Raw genomic sequence first — 17,537 nt, 5'->3', positions numbered from 1 at the left:
TTAATAACATTTAATTGGAGGTTGTCGAACTCTGCTTCTGGAACAGTTCCCGGAAGACCGGATAGATGTCATCCTGGTCTCGAATGTGCTGCATCGCAAAGTTATCGAACATCGCTTGCAGATGCTCATACTCTCGCCACAGTGTCTGGTGGGCGCGACGGGTAATTTCAATGTAACTGTAGTAGCGCACCACCGGCAGGATCTTCTTCGCCAGAATTTCATGACACAGCGGCGAGTCATCCGCCCAGTTATCGCCATCCGATGCCTGGGCGGCGTAGATGTTCCACTGCGCCGGGTCGTAGCGCTCCTTCACCACCTCATCCATCAGCTTCAGGGCGCTCGACACGATGGTGCCACCGGTCTCCTGCGAGTAGAAAAACTCATGCTCATCCACCTCTTTCGCCTGAGTGTGATGACGGATGTAGACCACCTCCACGTTCTTATACGTTCTGCTCAGGAACAGATAGAGCAGAATATAAAAACGCTTAGCCATATCCTTGGTGGCCTGATCCATTGAACCTGACACGTCCATCAGGCAGAACATCACCGCCTGGCTGGAAGGCTCCGGACGTTTTTCGTAGTTCTTGTAGCGCAGGTCGAACGTGTCGATAAACGGTACCCGGTCGATCTTCGCCCGCAGTTCGGCGATCTCTTTTCGCAGGCGCTCCTCTTCCAGTAGTTGCGCCGGTTCGGTATTTTCCACCACTTTCAGGCTGGTTTCCAGCTCGCGCAGTTCGCGCCGTTTGCCTGCCGTCATCGCCGTGCGTCGCGCCAGCGAGTTTTGCAGTGAACGCACCACGCTGATGTTGGCGGGCACCCCGTTTGCGGTATAACCCGCGCGATGGGTTTTGTATTCGTTGAGCTGACGGTGCTGATTCTTTCTCAGATTCGGCAGGGCCAGATCCTCAAACAGCAGGTCGAGATATTCGTCTTTTGAAATCTGAAAGACGAACTCATCCTGGCCTTCACCGTCCTGGCTGGCTTGTCCCTGACCGCTGCCAGAACCGCCGCCTCCGCCTTGTGGCCGCTCGATTCTGTCATTCTGGACGAAGTGGTCATTACCTGGGTGCACGCGATGGCGAAGACCGCCACGCCCCTGATGAAACATCGGTTCGCTGATGTCATCGTTGGGAATGGAGACGGATTCGCCGCTGTCGACGTCGGTCACCGAGCGTTTGTTGATGGCCTCGGAGATCGACTGTTTAATTTGCGCTTTATAACGGCGCAAGAAGCGCTGGCGATTCACCGTGCTCTTGTTTTTGCCGTTAAGACGCCGGTCAATAAACCAGGTCATATATCCCCCGTACTGCATTTGCCAACTTGCAGCGTCCGTAAGTGCCGGACATTTTGTTGGCCCGGTAAGCGCGTTACCGGGCACTTGTTTTAAGACGATTTACGCACGCGCAGATACCATTCACAAAGCAGGCGGACCTGTTTGCGCGTATAGCCTTTTTCCATCATACGGTCGACAAAATCGTCGTGCTTTTTCTGCTCGTCGGTTGAGGTTTTGGCGTTGAACGAGATAACCGGCAACAGCTCTTCCGTGTTAGAGAACATTTTCTTCTCTATAACCGTGCGCAGTTTTTCGTAGCTGGTCCAGTTTGGATTGCGGCCGTTGTTATGCGCTCTGGCGCGCAGCACGAAGTTCACAATCTCGTTTCGGAAGTCTTTCGGGTTGCTGATCCCGGCCGGTTTCTCAATTTTTTCCAGCTCTGCGTTCAGGGATTCACGGTCAAACAGCTGGCCGGTATCCGGGTCGCGGTACTCCTGATCCTGGATCCAGAAGTCAGCGTAGGTGACGTACCGATCGAAAATGTTCTGGCCGTATTCGGAATAGGATTCCAGGTAGGCGGTCTGGATCTCTTTGCCGATAAACTCGGCGTATTTCGGGATCAGGTAGCCTTTCAGGAACTCCAGGTAGCGTTCAGCCTGCTCCTGTGGGAACTGTTCACGTTCAATTTGCTGTTCCAGCACGTAGAAAAGATGTACCGGGTTGGCGGCCACCTCCGCGTGGTCGAAGTTAAAGACGCGGGAGAGGATCTTAAACGCGAAACGCGTCGACAAACCGTTCATCCCTTCGTCGACCCCGGCGTAATCGCGGTATTCCTGGTACGATTTGGCTTTCGGGTCGGTATCCTTCAGGCTTTCGCCGTCATACACGCGCATTTTGGAGTAAATGCTGGAGTTTTCCGGCTCTTTCAGGCGCGACAGAATCGAGAAGCGTGACAGCGTTTCCAGCGTTCCCGGTGCGCAAGGGGCATGGACCAGCTCACTGTGGTTGAGCAATTTTTCGTAAATCTTGATCTCCTCGGAGATCCGCAGGCAATAAGGCACTTTGACGATGTACACGCGGTCAAGGAACGCCTCATTGTTTTTGTTGTTACGGAAGGTCACCCATTCAGATTCGTTCGAGTGGGCGAGGATAATCCCGTTAAACGGCAGGGCGGAAATACCTTCCGTCCCGTTGTAGTTCCCCTCCTGGGTGGCGGTCAGCAGCGGATGCAGCACTTTGATCGGTGCTTTAAACATCTCGACGAATTCCATAATCCCCTGGTTGGCGCGGCACAGCGCACCGGAATAGCCGTAGGCATCCGGGTCGTTTTGCGCGTGATGTTCCAGCTTACGGATATCGACTTTACCCACCAGCGCCGAGATGTCCTGGTTGTTCTCGTCACCGGGTTCAGTTTTAGCAATGGCGATCTGCTCGAGGATAGACGGCCACACTTTCACGACGCGGAATTTGGTGATGTCCCCACCAAACTCGTGCAGGCGTTTTGCCGCCCACGGCGACATGATCGTACCGAGATAGCGATGCGGAATGCCAAACTCTTTTTCCAGAATTTGCGCATCCTCTTGCGGATTAAACAGGCACAGCGGATGGTCATTGACCGGGCTGCGCTCGCCGTTGGCGCTCAGCACATAGATCGGCACGCGCTGCATCAGCGCTTTCAGCCGTTCAGCCAGGGAGGATTTACCCCCGCCGACGGGACCCAGCAGGTAAAGGATCTGTTTCTTCTCTTCCAGCCCCTGAGCGGCATGCTTCAGGTAGGAGACAATCTGCTCAATGGCATCTTCCATACCATAGAACTCTTCAAACGCCGGGTATCGGGCGACTACCCGATTCGAAAAAAGACGGGAAAGCCGTGGCTCCAGGGCAGTATCAACCATGTTTGGCTCACCGATAGCCATCAATAGCCGTTCTGCCGCATTGGCATAGGCACTGCGATCTTGCCGACAAATGGTAAGAAACTCCTGCAGTGTGAACTCTTCGTCCTTGGCAGCTTCGTAGCGCTGGCGATAGTGATCGAATATATTCATGGCATGCCGTCCTTTCGTTTTTTAGCACAGGATAAGAGCCGTTCGTATGAGTAGTGGAGGCTCCCGGAAGAGAATCTTTCGCACCTCACTGCCAGAGCAGCAACCTGTGTGCCAGGTCGAAGGCTATGAACCGCAGGGTGTTCAGCAAAACCTCTTCTTAAATTAAAGCGTAGATGGCAATTGCAAAACTTGCATACGGATAAAATCTACTTTCAATGACATATCAATAACTCATCCAAAAATTTCCACTGCGGTTATAAGCGAAAAGGGGGTTTTTCATTTATCGGTCATATAAATGAAAGCGGGATGTCATCTGAAAAATGAAAAATAACGGGTTAATCAAATGGATTCGCGCGCAAAAAATTTTGGGATGTACGGGAATGGCGGTTACACTTCACCCGCTGATTATTTGACTACAGGAAAGAATGGATTGTGACCAAACTCAAACTTCTGGCATTGGGCATCCTTGCCGCTACCGCAGCGAGCACCGTACAGGCTGAGAGCCAGTGGACTGTTGGCGCGGGTGCTGGCGTGATCAACAGCCCGTACAAGCAGTATGACCGCGACGTTTATCCTGTCCCCGTTGTCACCTATGAAGGCGATAACTTCTGGTTCCGTGGATTGGGCGGCGGCTACTATCTGTGGAACGATACGGCCGATAAGCTCTCCATCATGGCCTATTACGACCCAACGTACTTTAAACCAGGCGACAGCGACAGCAATGCGCTTCGTCAGCTGGACAAGCGCAGAAGCTCGCTGATGGCGGGGCTTTCATATGTGCATAACACCCAGTATGGCTTCCTGCGCACGGCGCTGGCGGGCGATACCCTGGACAACAGCAATGGCTTCATCTGGGATCTGGCGTGGCTTTATCGCTATACCAACGGCGCGGTGACCCTGACGCCGGGTATCGGTGTGCAGTACAGCAGCGAGAATTACAATGACTACTACTATGGCGTGTCTAAGGCTGAGTCTCGCCGCAGTGGTCTGAAGAGCTACAGCGCTGATGATGGCTGGGATCCGTACCTGGAACTCACCGCCTCGTATAACTTCCTCGGTGACTGGAACGTGTACGGTACTGGCCGTTATACCCGTCTGAGCGACGAAGTGAAGGACAGCCCGATGGTCGACAAGTCCTGGTCCGGCATCTTCTCCGTGGGTGTGACCTACAAGTTCTGACCAGAACGTGATGTATTAAAACGGGGCGCTTGCGCCCCGTTTGTTTTTTATGATGCCTGATAAATATTAGCGCTTCACAATCTTGATCGTCTGGCCTAAGCGGGACGGTTTTTCTTCGCTGGTTTTCTGCGGGGCGGTCACGCACGCGGTTTCCACACACACGAAGGTCTTGTAACCGTCATCCGGGATATCTGCCATGCTGACGGAAAGGGCAGGGCCCGGGTTCCAGCCCACCACGTTGCTATGGTGGTGGTGAACCACGTCAATGCCGCGGTTCAACGCGCTGTCGTGGATGACGCTACAGGCTTCCGGGTGCAGATACACGCGGTCGGTACGGTCCGGGAAGCTCTGAACGCCGTCGTCCAGCCTGCCTTCTTTCGCGTTGTCCACTTTGTCGATAAAGGTATCGCCAAGTCCGCTCACCTTAACGGCCTGAATGTCGCCTACGTTGAAATAGGTGTGCAGGGCGGACGTTGTTTCGAATTCGCCGTGCGCTTCCAGTTCAATCTCGCAGGTTTTACCCAGCTTGAAGCGGGCATAGAGGGTGAATTCATGTGGCCACAGGGCGCGCGTTTCATCATTTGCCTGAAGTTCAAAGGTCAACACCGCGCCGTTATCATCTTCGTTGTGGGCTTTCAGCGTCCACTGCTGGTTACGGGCGAAACCGTGAGACGGCATTCCCTGCTGCGCTGACGGACCAAACCATGGCCAGCAGATCGGTACGCCGCCACGGATCGCCGCCCCTTTTTTGAACGAGGTGGCCTCGCTCAGCCACAGGCCTTCTTCTTCGCCTTCTGGTTTCCAGGAGAGCAGGTGGGCGCCATTGAGCGCTACGGAGGCTTTAACGCGCGGATGATCGACGACGATGATATCGGCGCCGTCAATCTGACGGCGGGAGAGCACAGGGGTAAGTTGTTCGACTACCGGAAGTGCAAAAATTTTATTAATCATTAAGCAATCCTCTGTCTAAAAACAATAAAAAAGGCGACCGAAGTCGCCTTTTAGGATCAAGCACTCATCTCAACTTATTTGGAGATGTGAGCGATCAGGTCCAGTACTTTGTTAGAGTAGCCAGTTTCGTTGTCGTACCAGGAAACCAGTTTCACGAAGTTGTCGTTCAGTGCGATACCTGCTTTAGCATCGAACACGGAAGTGCACACTTCGCCGTTGAAATCGGTAGATACAACGTCGTCTTCGGTGTAACCCAGAACGCCTTTCATTGGGCCTTCGGAAGCAGCTTTGATTGCTTTCTTAATTTCTTCGTAAGAAGCAGCTTTTTCCAGACGAACGGTCAGGTCAACAACGGATACGTTAGGAGTTGGAACGCGGAACGCCATACCAGTCAGTTTGCCATTCAGTTCTGGCAGTACTTTACCTACTGCTTTAGCAGCACCGGTAGAAGATGGGATGATGTTCTGAGCCGCGCCACGGCCGCCGCGCCAGTCTTTGTGAGACGGGCCATCAACGGTTTTCTGAGTAGCGGTGGTAGCGTGAACGGTAGTCATCAGACCTTCGATGATGCCGAAGTTGTCGTTGATAACTTTAGCCAGCGGTGCCAGGCAGTTGGTGGTGCAGGATGCGTTGGAAACGATGTCCTGGCCAGCGTAAGTTTCGAAGTTTGCACCGCGAACGAACATTGGGGTGTTGTCTTTGGAAGGACCAGTCAGAACAACTTTCTTCGCACCCGCAGTGATGTGTTTACGTGCAGTTTCGTCGGTCAGGAAGATACCGGTAGCTTCAGCTACAACGTCAACACCGATTTCGTTCCATTTCAGGTTAGCTGGGTCTTTCTCAGCAGTAACGCGGATGGTTTTGCCGTTAACAACCAGGTGGCCGTCTTTCACTTCAACGGTGCCGTCGAAACGACCGTGAGTTGAGTCGTACTTCAGCATGTACGCCATGTATTCAGCGTCCAGGAGATCGTTGATACCAACGATTTCGATGTCAGAACGTTTCTGAGCAGCACGGAAAACAATACGGCCGATACGGCCAAAACCGTTGATACCTACTTTGATAGTCATATATTCCACCAGCTATTTGTTAGTGAATAAAAGGTTGCCTGTAAAATTACAAAAACCTTACGCAGCGTCAAGCGGAATCGTGTCAATCATTGCGACAAATCAATCCTGTGACTAACGTTTGTGCGACTGACTCGCCTCACTTTCCCTTTGAGCTAGCAACCACATGGGGGCTGCGCCCGGAATTTTAAAGGCCTTGCAGGATTAAAATGTGAAATTGATCACAATTGCCTGACCGCCTTTTCGCGACACATAAGTTTAGATCAAAAGTGCACGCGCGGGTGTTAATGTTTTGTTAGAATCTGGGTTAAAAGATGTCTGTTTCAACAGCGAGATGTAAGCATATGTCGAACCAACATAACCCCGACGATTTAAAAAAAAACCTTACAGAGATGCAGTTTTACGTAACGCAAAATCACGGCACGGAACCGCCGTTTACCGGGCGTTTGCTGCACAATAAACGGGAAGGCGTCTACCACTGCCTGGTGTGTGATGCACCGCTGTTTAACTCCCAGACTAAGTACGATTCTGGCTGCGGCTGGCCAAGCTTTTACGAGCCTGTCAGCGATGATGCGATCCGCTATCTGACGGACTCCTCGCACGGCATGGTGCGCACCGAAATTCGTTGTGGGAATTGCGACGCCCATCTCGGGCATGTCTTCCCGGATGGCCCGCAGCCGACGGGGGAGCGTTTCTGCGTAAATTCGGCTTCGATGAGCTTTACCGATGACGAAAACGGCGACCAGACCAAGGGTTGAAAAAACGATTCAGCAAATTATTCCTTTGAAAGGGAGAGATCGTGAATATTAATGACATGATTGCTGGCATGACCCCGGAGGTTTATCAGCGCCTGGTGACGGCCGTTGAGCTGGGAAAATGGCCGGACGGTGTGGCGCTCACACCTGAGCAAAAAGAGAACAGCTTGCAGCTGGTGATGCTGTGGCAGGCGCGTCACAATACCAACGCCCAGCACATGACCATCGACACTAACGGTCAGATGGTGATGAAAAGTAAGCGCGAACTGAAAGAAGACTTCGGCATCACGCCGAAGCCGATTGCAACCTTCAAATAAATCTCCCATGTAGGCCGGGTAAGGCGAAGCCGCCACCCGGCACACTACACCTTAGTGCGGGATCCCAAGCGACTCCGCCAGCTGCTTCGCTAACTGGTTGTTGTCATCCGCGCCATACTCCCAGAACATCGCCCCGGCGAGACCTTTCTCCTTGATATAATCGGCTTTAATCGCCACGGAACGCGGGTTCTCATAGGAGATCGCAAACAGCGCCTTCCCGTCGGCGGATTTTACCGACAGCCACGGCACCTTCGCCTGTTCGTCCCAGTGCTCGGTAAAGCGTTTCTGCGGATCGTTTAGCAGTTTGCGGACGATATCGTTGTATTTCACGTAGGTATCTTTGGTCAGGTCATAGCCAAGCGATTTGAACAGGCCCAGTTCCTGCGGCCCGAAGTAGGGCTGGGTGACCGGATTGTTTTGCGCGTCCGGTTTACTCCAGTCGATACCCGGTTCAACGGCGCGCTTCGGTACACGACCGTAAAAACCGATTCCGAGGTTCATTTGCTGCGGCTTTAGGCCGGCGGCCAGATAGTTATTCACCACAAAATCAACGCTGTATTTGTCTGCGGCAGCCACCGTTGGCCAGGCGCTGGAGTCATACAGATTCGCGTTAAAATACTGCGTCCCGTACGCCATGTCGTAGGTCATCAGGTTGATGTAATCGAGCAGGGGGGCAATGGCCTTCACATCCACCCAGCTTTTCGGACTTTCTGCATTTGCGCCCACCGCAATCGTGACCAGTTTTTTCTTACCAAACGCGTCACGCATCTCTTTTAACAGCGCGGTGAAATTATCCCTGTCGGCTGGGGTGCTCTCGACCAGTCCCCACGCGCCGTTGACCGGATATTCCCAGTCCAGGTCGATCCCGTCCAGGCCGTATTTACTGACGATCTCCTGCGCGGAGCGAATAAATACCGCGCGACTCTCTTTGGTTGCCGCTGCGCCAGAAAAACCACGCGCCCCCCAGCCGCCAACGGAAAGCAGGACTTTCAGGTTCGGGTTTTGTTTACGAAGCTGAGGAAATAACGCCAGATCGGATGCCACCTTAGGTGATAACCAGATTTGATGCAGTTTTGCCGGATCTTTCAGCGCGGGGTTGGTTTCGTCTTTCTCGTTGTTATAGACCAGACCAAACGAGTAGTTGAGGTGGGTGATCTGTCGGACGTCGAGTTTATTAATATCGCCACCCGGTCCGGCGGTAACATCGCCACCGCCATTGAAGTAACCCACGGACATCAGGGGCGCGGCGGAAGCCAGTGACGCGCAAAGCAAGGGTAATGCTGCCAGCAAGGGCAAACGTTTCATATAATTTCCTCTTTGACTGAATAAAAATAACCACGCCACAGAAAAGGCGTGGCGAAAAAACAGCCTGAAGAGAATACCATCGCCGCTTCGCTTGTGATGCGAGGGAGTTCACTTTATGGGAGATCGGGGAGGGGGTTTTGCTGGGTGGCGCTGATGCTTACCCGGCCTACAAAACCAGAGAAAGTAGGCCGGGTAAGGCGAAGCCGCCACCCGGCTAACAAAGCTTACGCCTGCGTCTCCATCCAGTCAGCCAGCGTATACAGCGTTGCGCCTTCTGCGGCCATATCCATAAACGCCTGGGCGCTGTCATGCGGCTGAATATTCACCCCGCGACAGCCGTCGGTAATGACATTCACGGTATAGCCCAGCTGGAGCGCATCCAGCACGGTGAACTTCACGCAGTAATCCGTCGCCAGGCCCAGCACAATCAGCTCGGTGATCTCATGATGGCGTAACCATGCGTCCAGCGCCGTCTTCTGGCGGTGACCGTTATCGAAGAATGCGCTGTAGCTGTCGATGGTTGGGTTTTCACCTTTGTGGAACACCGCGTCGATGGCTTTCTGGTTCAGCAGCGGATGCAGCTCAGCGCCTTCCGTCTGCTGCTCGCAGTGATCGGGCCAGAAGGTTTGCGCCAGTCCGTCCAGTTCGCCCTGGCTGTAAGGCTCAACGTTGTGCTGGCTGGCAAAGCTGCCGTGGTTTGCCGGATGCCAGTCCTGACTCGCCACCACCGCTTCACCACGAGCCTTACACCACTCAATCAGCGAATTCGCGACGTCTACGGTGCTGTCGCCTTCCGCGACGGCCAGCGCACCACCCGCACAGAAATCATTTTGCAAATCGACCAGTAACAGGGCGCGTTGCTTCATGGGAACTCCTTATCGTCCGGCGTCAGTTCACCGCGCAGGTTTTGCATCATGGCGCGGCGAATGGAATCAATATCCAGATCCTGACTCAGTAAATAGTGAAGTTTAGTCAGCGTTGCCTCAACGGTCATATCGAAACCACTGATCACGCCAGCGTGCGCCAGGGCGTTGCCGGTGGCGTAGCCGCCCATATTGACCTTACCGGACATACACTGAGTGAGGTTCACCACCACAATCCCGCGATCGCTCGCCTCCTGAAGCTCTTTCAGGAACTCACCGTTCTGCGGGGCGTTACCCACACCATAGGAGCGCAGGATCAGCGCCTTCACCGGCTGGCGCAGGAAGTTGCGCACCACGTCGGCGGAAATACCCGGATAAATCGTCACCACGCCAATCGGCTGCGGGGTGATCGGGTGAACGATCAGCTCGCCTGCAGTATTTGGCGCGGGCGGCGTGCCCAGACGACGGATATGGATCCCCGCTTCCAGCAGCGGTTGCAGGTTAGGTGAGGCAAACGCGTCAAAGCCGTCAGCGTGCGCTTTAGTGGTACGGTTCCCGCGGTACAGTCGGTTGTTGAAGAACAGCGTTACCTCGTTGATCGGGTAATTAGCGGCCACGTACAGGGAGTTAAGCAGGTTGATCTGCCCGTCTGAACGCAGTTCCGCCAGCGGGATCTGCGAACCGGTCACGATGACGGGCTTGCCCAGGTTCTCCAGCATGAAGGAGAGCGCCGAGGCGGTGAACGCCATGGTGTCGGTGCCGTGGAGGATCACGAAGCCGTCGTACTGGTCGTAATGGGCTTTAATATCGTCCGCAATATGCTGCCAGTCTTCCGGCGTCATGTCGGAGGAGTCCATCAGCGGCTCATATTCGTGGATGGTAAAGTCCGGCATTTCCGGACGGTGGAATTCAGGCATCAGCGCCAGCTGGCGCTGCAAGTGGCCAGAAACCGGAATATAGCCATTTTCTGAGCGCTGCATACCGATGGTACCGCCGGTATAGGCGACATATATTGATTTCTTCTGCATGGTAATGAGTTCTTGTTCTTCAAAAGAAAAAATCCCCTCTTAACGGGAAGAGGGGACGGTTTTTAACGCACGTTCGCACAGGTCAGGCAAAACGCGTAACGGCTTTGCGGATCGTTGAAAGTCGCGAGCTTATCGCTCTCCGCTTTCATGGCTTTAGCCGCCGTCGCCACCGGCGCCGGCAGATACGCCTGAAGCGCTTCCGGCAGCATGGCGCGGACGGAGCCGGACATGCTGTCCATGACCATATCGAAGAACGTCGGTTCGTCCTGATAATAGTCAACGTGCCACTGCTTGAGCTTCGCCAGTTCCGCCGCTTTCTTCACGGCATCGTCGAAGTCACCCAGGCTGTCTACCAGACCGTTGCTCTTCGCATCCTGGCCGGTCCAGACGTGGCCCTGCGCGATCTGGTCAATCTGGTCTGGCGTCTTTTTACGGGAATCCGCCACCAGCGTGATGAAGCGCTTATAGCCACTCTCAATGCTGAGCTGCATCATCTCGGACACCTCAGGCGGCAGAGATTTAGTCACGGACACATCCGCCAGCGGCGAGGTGGAAACGCCGTCGGTATGAACGCCGAGATAATCCAGGCTGTTCTCTACGGTGTTGATCACGCCGAAGATGCCAATCGAGCCGGTCAGCGTGCTTGGGTTAGCCACAATGTAGTTGGCTGGCGTCGAGATCCAGTACCCCCCTGAAGCCGCCATGCCCCCCATCGAGACCACGACCGGCTTGCCCGCGGCACGCGCGGCGGCCAGCTCAGCACGGATCACCTCGGAGGCGCTGACACTGCCGCCAGGGCTGTTCACCCGCAGGACAATCGCCTTCACTTTCGGATCCAGACGCGCATCGCGGATCTGCGACGCGGTGGTGTCCCCGCCGACGTTCCCCGGCGTTTCTTCACCGTCCATAATGGCCCCGTTAGCAAACACCACGGCGATGCTGTCACCGCTGTCATCCGGCTTTTTCGCGGCGTAGTCATACATGCTGATGGCGCTGTAGTTCTTGTCCTCTTTACTCCAGCCGAACTGTTTGGTCAGCGCTTTTTCGATTTCAGCGCTGGAACCCAGCCGATCGACCAGTTTGTTATCAAGCGCGTATTTCGCTGTATCGCCGTCCACTTTGCGCAGGCCCTCCAGCACACCGCGCGCGCCCGGGAAGACCTGCTCAGCGGTCATTTGACGGTTAGCGGCAATGGTGCCGAGATAGTTCTGCCACAGCTCGGCAATCCAGCGGCTGTCCGCTTCACGGGCGGCAGGGGACATATCATCACGGATAAACGGCTCCACGGCAGATTTATAGGTCCCGACGCGGAAGACGTGGGTAGTGACCTTCAGCTTGTCGAGCAGCGATTTGTAGTACAGACCATTTGTGGCGAAGCCATGCAGATCGACCGTGCCCTGCGGAGAGAGCCAGATTTTGTTAGCAAAGCTCGCCAGATAATATTGCCCCTGGGTGTAGCTGTCGCCGACGGCAATGACCGGTTTACCGCTGTCGCGGAATTCCCGCAGCGCTTTCCCGATGTACTGCATCGAAGGCTGATCGGCTCCGGCAAAATCTTTCAGATCCAGCACGATACCGGTAATGTTGCGATCGTCTTTGGCCTGACGGATCGTGTCGACGATATCAAACAGGGAGTTTTCCTGCAGGCGGTCTGAAGTCGCGCCGAACAGCTGGCGGCCAATCACGCCCAGACGGTTGCTGGTCGATGGCTTATCAACAATCACCCCGGTGATATCGAGGAGCAGTGCGCCGCGCGTCGAATTCTGCGCCTGGTTGGCGCTGCTGAGATGCATCCAGATACCTGCGCATACCAGGACAAGGAAGATGAAGAAGATATTCATCACCAGGTTGCGGACGAAGTTGAGCAGTCGCCACGTCCATTTAAAGAAACCGGCAAAGATTCGCCAAAGGGTTCGCATGTATTCTCCCTAACCAGAAAAGGACTGTTTCCGTCGCCACAGGACGGTAATGTGCGGTTATCGTAATGACCCAACCGCCACTTGTCAGCAGGAATCGCCTGCCACGCTGTAACAAATTCTGCTGTCGTGTTAATTTTGTGAGTAAATTTCACGAAAGGAGTTAACCAATGGACGCACTTGAACTGCTTGTTAACCGTCGTAGCGCTTCCCGCCTGGCCGACCCGGCCCCCGTCGGCGAGCAGCTGGAAAACATTCTGCGTGCCGGAATGCGTGCGCCGGACCATGGCACATTGCAGCCTTGGCACTTCTTTATTATTGAAGGCGAAGGGCGCGACCGCTTCAGCCAGCTGCTGGAGCAGGGGGCGGTTGCCGCAGGCCAGGATGAGAAGGGGATTGATAAAGCCCGTAACGCGCCGTTCCGTGCGCCGATGATCATCGCGGTAGTCGCTAAATGCCAGGCCGACCATAAAGTGCCGGTCTGGGAGCAGGAGATGTCTGCCGGTTGCGCGGTAATGGCAATGCAGATGGCCGCCGTCGCGCAGGGCTTTAACGGCATCTGGCGTACCGGGCCGCTGACCGGGAGCGCCGCCGTGCGGGAAGGCTTCTCCTGCGGTGAACACGATAAAATTGTCGGCTTCCTCTATCTCGGCACCCCGCAACTTAAAGCCTCCAGCACCATTAGCGTGCCGGACACCACGCCTTTCGTCAGCCGTTTTTAATTACACGCGCTAAACTGTCTGGATTCTGAGCATCCGCCGCAGAATTCAGACAGTCATACTTACCTCTTTATGGAATGAGCGCTACCATAGCGCGATTGAGATGACAGGAGACGTCCATGAGCGAGCAAACCATTCGTTTAACGCAATACAGCCACGGAGCCGGTTGCGGTTGTAAAATTTCCCCGAAAGTGCTGGAGACCATCCTGCACAGTGAACAGGCGAAGTTTGTCGACCCGAACCTGCTTGTCGGTAACGAAACGCGTGACGATGCAGCGGTTTATGACTTAGGTAACGGCACCAGCATTATCAGCACCACTGACTTCTTTATGCCGATTGTCGACAACCCGTTCGACTTCGGACGCATTGCGGCCACCAACGCCATCAGCGATATCTTCGCGATGGGCGGTAAGCCGATTATGGCGATCGCCATTCTGGGCTGGCCGATTAACACCCTCCCGCCGGAGATTGCCCGCGATGTCATCGAAGGCGGACGCTTTGCCTGCCAGCAGGCGGGTATTGCCCTGGCCGGTGGTCACTCTATCGATGCGCCGGAGCCGATCTTCGGCCTGGCCGTCACCGGCGTGGTGCCGACCGAACGCGTGAAGCGCAACAGCACCGCGCAGGCGGGCTGCAAGCTGTTCCTCACCAAGCCGCTGGGCATTGGCGTACTGACAACCGCCGAGAAAAAATCCCTGCTGAAGCCCGAGCATATTGGTCTGGCAACGGAAGTGATGTGCCAGATGAACCTTGCCGGTGCGGCATTCGCCAATATCGACGGTGTGAAGGCCATGACCGACGTGACCGGCTTTGGTCTGCTGGGACACCTCTCTGAAGTCTGTCAGGGCGCGGGCGTGCAGGCGCAGGTCTGGTATCAGGATGTGCCGAAGCTGCCGGGCGTGGAAGAGTACATTGCTCAGGGCGCCGTTCCGGGCGGGACGCAGCGCAACTTCGCCAGCTACGGCCATTTAATGGGCGAAATGCCGGAAGCGTCGCGCAATCTGCTGTGCGATCCGCAAACCTCCGGCGGCCTGCTGCTGGCGGTGACGCCGGAAGCAGAAGCTGACGTTCAGGCAACGGCGGCCGAGTTTGGCATCACCCTGACGGCCATTGGCGAGCTGGTGACCGCCCGCGGTGGCCGCCCGATGATTGAGATCCGTTAATTCGATGCGGTTGTTTATTGCCGAAAAGCCGAGTCTGGCGCGAGCCATCGCCGACGTGCTGCCCAAGCCGCATCGCAAAGGTGATGGCTTTATCGAATGCGGTAACGGGCAGGTGGTCACCTGGTGTATCGGTCACCTGCTTGAACAGGCGCAGCCGGATGTCTACGACAGCCGCTACGCCCGCTGGAACCTCAACGATCTGCCGATCGTGCCGGAAAAGTGGCGTCTGCAACCGCGTCCTTCCGTCACCAAACAGCTCAACGTCATTAAGCGTTTCCTGCATGAGGCGACGGAAGTGGTCCACGCGGGTGACCCGGACAGGGAAGGGCAACTGCTTGTCGACGAAGTGCTCGACTACCTGGAGTTGGCACCGGAAAAGCGCCAGCAGGTGCAGCGCTGTTTAATTAACGACCTCAACCCGCAGGCGGTGGAGCGCGCGATTTCGCGCCTGCGCGCCAACAGCGAATTTATTCCCCTGTGTGTCTCCGCGCTGGCGCGTGCCCGCGCGGACTGGCTGTACGGGATCAACATGACCCGCGCCTACACCATCCTGGGACGCAATGCGGGCTATCAGGGCGTACTCTCTGTAGGGCGTGTTCAAACCCCGGTGCTGGGGCTGGTGGTGCGTCGCGACGAAGAGATCGAAAATTTCGTCGCCAAAGACTTCTTCGAAGTCAAAGCGCATATCGTCACGCCGAAAGACGAACGCTTTACCGCCGTCTGGCAGCCGAGCGATGCCTGTGAGTCATATCAGGACGAAGAGGGACGGCTGCTGCATCGTCCGCTGGCGGAGCACGTGGTTAACCGCATTACCGGCCAGCCCGCGATCGTTACCAGCTATAACGACAAACGGGAATCAGAGCCCGCACCGCTGCCGTTCTCCCTTTCGGCGTTGCAGATCGAGGCCGCGAAAAAGTTTGGCCTGAGCGCGCAGAACGTGCTCGATATCTGCCAGAAGCTCTATGAAACCCACAAGCTGATCACCTATCCGCGTTCGGACAGCCGCTATCTGCCGGAGGAACACTTCGCCGGACGCCACTCGGTGATGAATGCCATTGGTGTCCATGCGCCGGATCTGTTGCCGCAGCCGGCGGTAAACCCGGATACCCATAACCGCTGCTGGGACGATAAAAAAGTCGATGCCCACCACGCGATAATCCCGACGGCGCGCACCAGCAACGTCAACCTGAACGACAACGAAGCAAAGGTCTATAACCTGATCGCGCGTCAGTATCTGATGCAGTTCTGCCCGGACGCGGTTTTCCGCAAGTGCGTTATTGAGCTGGAAATTGCCAAAGGCAAATTTATCGCCAAAGCGCGTTTCCTCGCGGAAGCGGGCTGGCGCACGCTGCTCGGCAACAAAGAGCGTGACGAAGAGAACGACGGCACGCCGCTGCCGGTCGTAGCCAAAGGCGATGAACTGCTGTGCGAAAAAGGCGAAGTGGTTGAACGTCAGACCCAGCCGCCGCGCCACTTCACCGATGCGACGCTGCTTTCGGCCATGACCGGGATCGCCCGTTTTGTGCAGGATAAAGATCTGAAGAAGATCCTCCGCGCCACCGACGGTCTGGGTACGGAAGCAACCCGCGCGGGGATTATCGAGTTGCTGTTTAAGCGTGGTTTTCTCGAGAAAAAAGGGCGCTATATCCATTCGACAGAGCCGGGCCGGGCACTGATTCACTCCTTGCCAGAGCTGGCCGCCAGACCGGACATGACCGCGCACTGGGAGTCGGTGCTTACGCAGATCAGCGAAAAGCAGTGCCGTTACCAGGACTTTATGCAGCCGCTGGTGGGGACGCTTTATCAGTTGATTGATCAGGCGCGCAGCACGCCAGTGAAGCGATTCCGGGGGATGGTTGCCCCGGGTGGCGGGGCGAAGAAACCGTTCAAAAAGAAAAAAAGCGCAGCCAAAAATACCACCGCTTAAACCGTAGGCCGGGTAAGGCGAAGCCGCCACCCGGCAAAAAGCAGCTCTGCGGCCTGAAAAAAGCCCGGTGGCGCTAACGCTTACCGGGCCTGCAAGGGCGAGAATGCAGCGAAACTAAATCACACCCTGCCCGATCATCGCATCGGCCACCTTCACGAACCCGGCGATGTTGGCGCCGCGCACGTAGTTGGTCTGTGAAGCCTCACCGCCGTACTCCACGCAGGCATGGTGAATATCAAGCATAATGTGGTGCAGACGGGCATCCACTTTCTCCGCCTTCCAGCCCATTCTCGCGGCGTTTTGTGCCATTTCCAGACCGGATGTTGCCACCCCGCCCGCGTTCGCCGCCTTGCCTGGCGCAAAGAGTACGCCCGCGTCCAGGAACAGATCGGTCGCTTCAATGGTGGTGGGCATATTTGCCCCTTCCGCTACCGCCTTCACGCCATTGCTAATCAGCGTCCGGGCGGCATCCACATCCAGCTCGTTTTGCGTCGCGCACGGCAGGGCGATATCCACCGGCACACCCCACGGCTGTTTACCTTCCAGATAGGTCAGGCTAAACTCTCGGGCATAATCCGCCACGCGGCCGTCACGGCTGGCTTTGATTTCGCACAGACGCGCCAGTTTTTCTGCTGTGAAGCCAGCTTCATCCACCACGGTGCCGCTGGAGTCGGAGGCGGTCACTACGCGCGCGCCAAACGCCATCGCTTTCTCGATAGCGTACTGCGCCACGTTGCCGGAGCCGGAGACCGCCACGCGCATCCCCTCGAAGCTCAGCCCGTGACGCTTAAGCATCGCTTCAGTGAAATAGACCAGACCGTAACCCGTCGCTTCCGGACGAATCAGGCTGCCGCCAAACGACAGACCTTTGCCGGTAAAGACGCATGCGCTGTTGTTGGAGAGCTTTTTCATCATCCCGGCCATAAAGCCCACTTCACGACCACCCACGCCGATATCCCCGGCAGGAACGTCGGTGTCCGGCCCAAGGTGGCGATAGAGCTCAGTGACCAGCGCCTGGCAGAAGCGCAT

15 protein-coding genes are annotated in these 17,537 nt (G+C 55.8%); 6 read left to right on the top strand and 9 right to left on the bottom strand.

Annotation, left to right across the window (positions count from 1 at the left end; all coding sequences use genetic code 11):
* Positions 1-10: 10 nt before the first annotated feature.
* Both ACOTX2_RS04880 and yeaG read right to left on the bottom strand, forming a co-directional pair.
* Positions 11-1,294, bottom strand: coding sequence for a YeaH/YhbH family protein (locus ACOTX2_RS04880; RefSeq protein WP_023299884.1), 1,284 nt, complete (start codon positions 1,292-1,294; stop codon positions 11-13).
* 89 nt (positions 1,295-1,383) lie between these two features.
* Positions 1,384-3,318, bottom strand: coding sequence for a protein kinase YeaG (gene yeaG / locus ACOTX2_RS04875; RefSeq protein ID WP_006809140.1), 1,935 nt, complete (start codon positions 3,316-3,318; stop codon positions 1,384-1,386).
* 432 nt (positions 3,319-3,750) lie between these two features.
* Between yeaG and ACOTX2_RS04870 the strand changes: the two genes are divergently transcribed.
* The gene (locus ACOTX2_RS04870; RefSeq protein WP_023299885.1) at positions 3,751-4,497 is read left to right on the top strand and encodes a MipA/OmpV family protein; all 747 of its coding nucleotides are present in this window, start codon (positions 3,751-3,753) and stop codon (positions 4,495-4,497) included.
* A 66-nt stretch (positions 4,498-4,563) separates the two neighbouring features.
* On the opposite strand, the gene ACOTX2_RS04865 is transcribed toward ACOTX2_RS04870, so the two are convergent.
* Both ACOTX2_RS04865 and gapA read right to left on the bottom strand, forming a co-directional pair.
* A complete protein-coding gene (locus tag ACOTX2_RS04865) occupies positions 4,564-5,448 on the bottom strand; it encodes a D-hexose-6-phosphate mutarotase (RefSeq protein ID WP_063147540.1) in 885 nt (294 codons plus the stop codon).
* Between the two features lie 74 nt (positions 5,449-5,522).
* Positions 5,523-6,518 (bottom strand): glyceraldehyde-3-phosphate dehydrogenase, encoded by a 996-nt coding sequence (gene gapA / locus ACOTX2_RS04860; protein WP_006809136.1) that lies wholly within the window; start codon positions 6,516-6,518, stop codon positions 5,523-5,525.
* A 341-nt stretch (positions 6,519-6,859) separates the two neighbouring features.
* On the opposite strand from gapA, the gene msrB reads away from it, so the two are divergent.
* Both msrB and ACOTX2_RS04850 read left to right on the top strand, forming a co-directional pair.
* Complete coding sequence (gene msrB / locus ACOTX2_RS04855) at positions 6,860-7,273, top strand: peptide-methionine (R)-S-oxide reductase MsrB (RefSeq protein ID WP_022647790.1); 414 nt, start codon at positions 6,860-6,862, stop codon at positions 7,271-7,273.
* Between the two features lie 41 nt (positions 7,274-7,314).
* Positions 7,315-7,587 (top strand): YeaC family protein, encoded by a 273-nt coding sequence (locus ACOTX2_RS04850; protein WP_058647223.1) that lies wholly within the window; start codon positions 7,315-7,317, stop codon positions 7,585-7,587.
* 51 nt (positions 7,588-7,638) lie between these two features.
* On the opposite strand, the gene ACOTX2_RS04845 is transcribed toward ACOTX2_RS04850, so the two are convergent.
* From ACOTX2_RS04845 to sppA, 4 genes are all read right to left on the bottom strand, one after another.
* Positions 7,639-8,892, bottom strand: a complete 1,254-nt coding sequence (locus ACOTX2_RS04845; RefSeq protein WP_063843775.1) for a glycoside hydrolase family 18 protein — start codon at positions 8,890-8,892, stop codon at positions 7,639-7,641.
* Positions 8,893-9,116: 224 nt separating this feature from the next.
* Positions 9,117-9,758 carry a bifunctional nicotinamidase/pyrazinamidase gene (pncA, locus tag ACOTX2_RS04840; RefSeq protein ID WP_063147507.1) on the bottom strand — a complete coding sequence of 214 codons (642 nt, stop codon included), beginning with the start codon at positions 9,756-9,758 and terminating at the stop codon, positions 9,117-9,119.
* Positions 9,755-10,783 carry an asparaginase gene (ansA, locus tag ACOTX2_RS04835; RefSeq protein WP_063147506.1) on the bottom strand — a complete coding sequence of 343 codons (1,029 nt, stop codon included), beginning with the start codon at positions 10,781-10,783 and terminating at the stop codon, positions 9,755-9,757. Before ansA ends, pncA begins: the two co-directional genes overlap by 4 nt.
* Before the next feature lie 62 nt (positions 10,784-10,845).
* On the bottom strand, positions 10,846-12,702 hold the full coding sequence (gene sppA, locus ACOTX2_RS04830; RefSeq protein WP_063147505.1) for a signal peptide peptidase SppA: 1,857 nt from the start codon (positions 12,700-12,702) through the stop codon (positions 10,846-10,848).
* 167 nt (positions 12,703-12,869) lie between these two features.
* On the opposite strand from sppA, the gene ACOTX2_RS04825 reads away from it, so the two are divergent.
* From ACOTX2_RS04825 to ACOTX2_RS04815, 3 genes are all read left to right on the top strand, one after another.
* Positions 12,870-13,421, top strand: coding sequence for an NAD(P)H nitroreductase (locus tag ACOTX2_RS04825; RefSeq protein WP_022647795.1), 552 nt, complete (start codon positions 12,870-12,872; stop codon positions 13,419-13,421).
* Positions 13,422-13,537: 116 nt separating this feature from the next.
* Positions 13,538-14,581 carry a selenide, water dikinase SelD gene (selD, locus tag ACOTX2_RS04820; protein WP_063147504.1) on the top strand — a complete coding sequence of 348 codons (1,044 nt, stop codon included), beginning with the start codon at positions 13,538-13,540 and terminating at the stop codon, positions 14,579-14,581.
* Between the two features lie 4 nt (positions 14,582-14,585).
* Complete coding sequence (locus ACOTX2_RS04815) at positions 14,586-16,508, top strand: DNA topoisomerase III (RefSeq protein WP_063147503.1); 1,923 nt, start codon at positions 14,586-14,588, stop codon at positions 16,506-16,508.
* 114 nt (positions 16,509-16,622) lie between these two features.
* On the opposite strand, the gene ACOTX2_RS04810 is transcribed toward ACOTX2_RS04815, so the two are convergent.
* Positions 16,623-17,537: Glu/Leu/Phe/Val dehydrogenase dimerization domain-containing protein (locus ACOTX2_RS04810; RefSeq protein WP_421625886.1), on the bottom strand; the 915-nt coding region annotated here is incomplete at its 5' end.

It is taken from the genome of Enterobacter cloacae complex sp. IR5412 (genome assembly GCF_049237385.1).
Classification (GTDB): domain Bacteria; phylum Pseudomonadota; class Gammaproteobacteria; order Enterobacterales; family Enterobacteriaceae; genus Enterobacter; species Enterobacter intestinihominis.
This window is presented reverse-complemented; position numbering and strand designations above follow the sequence as displayed.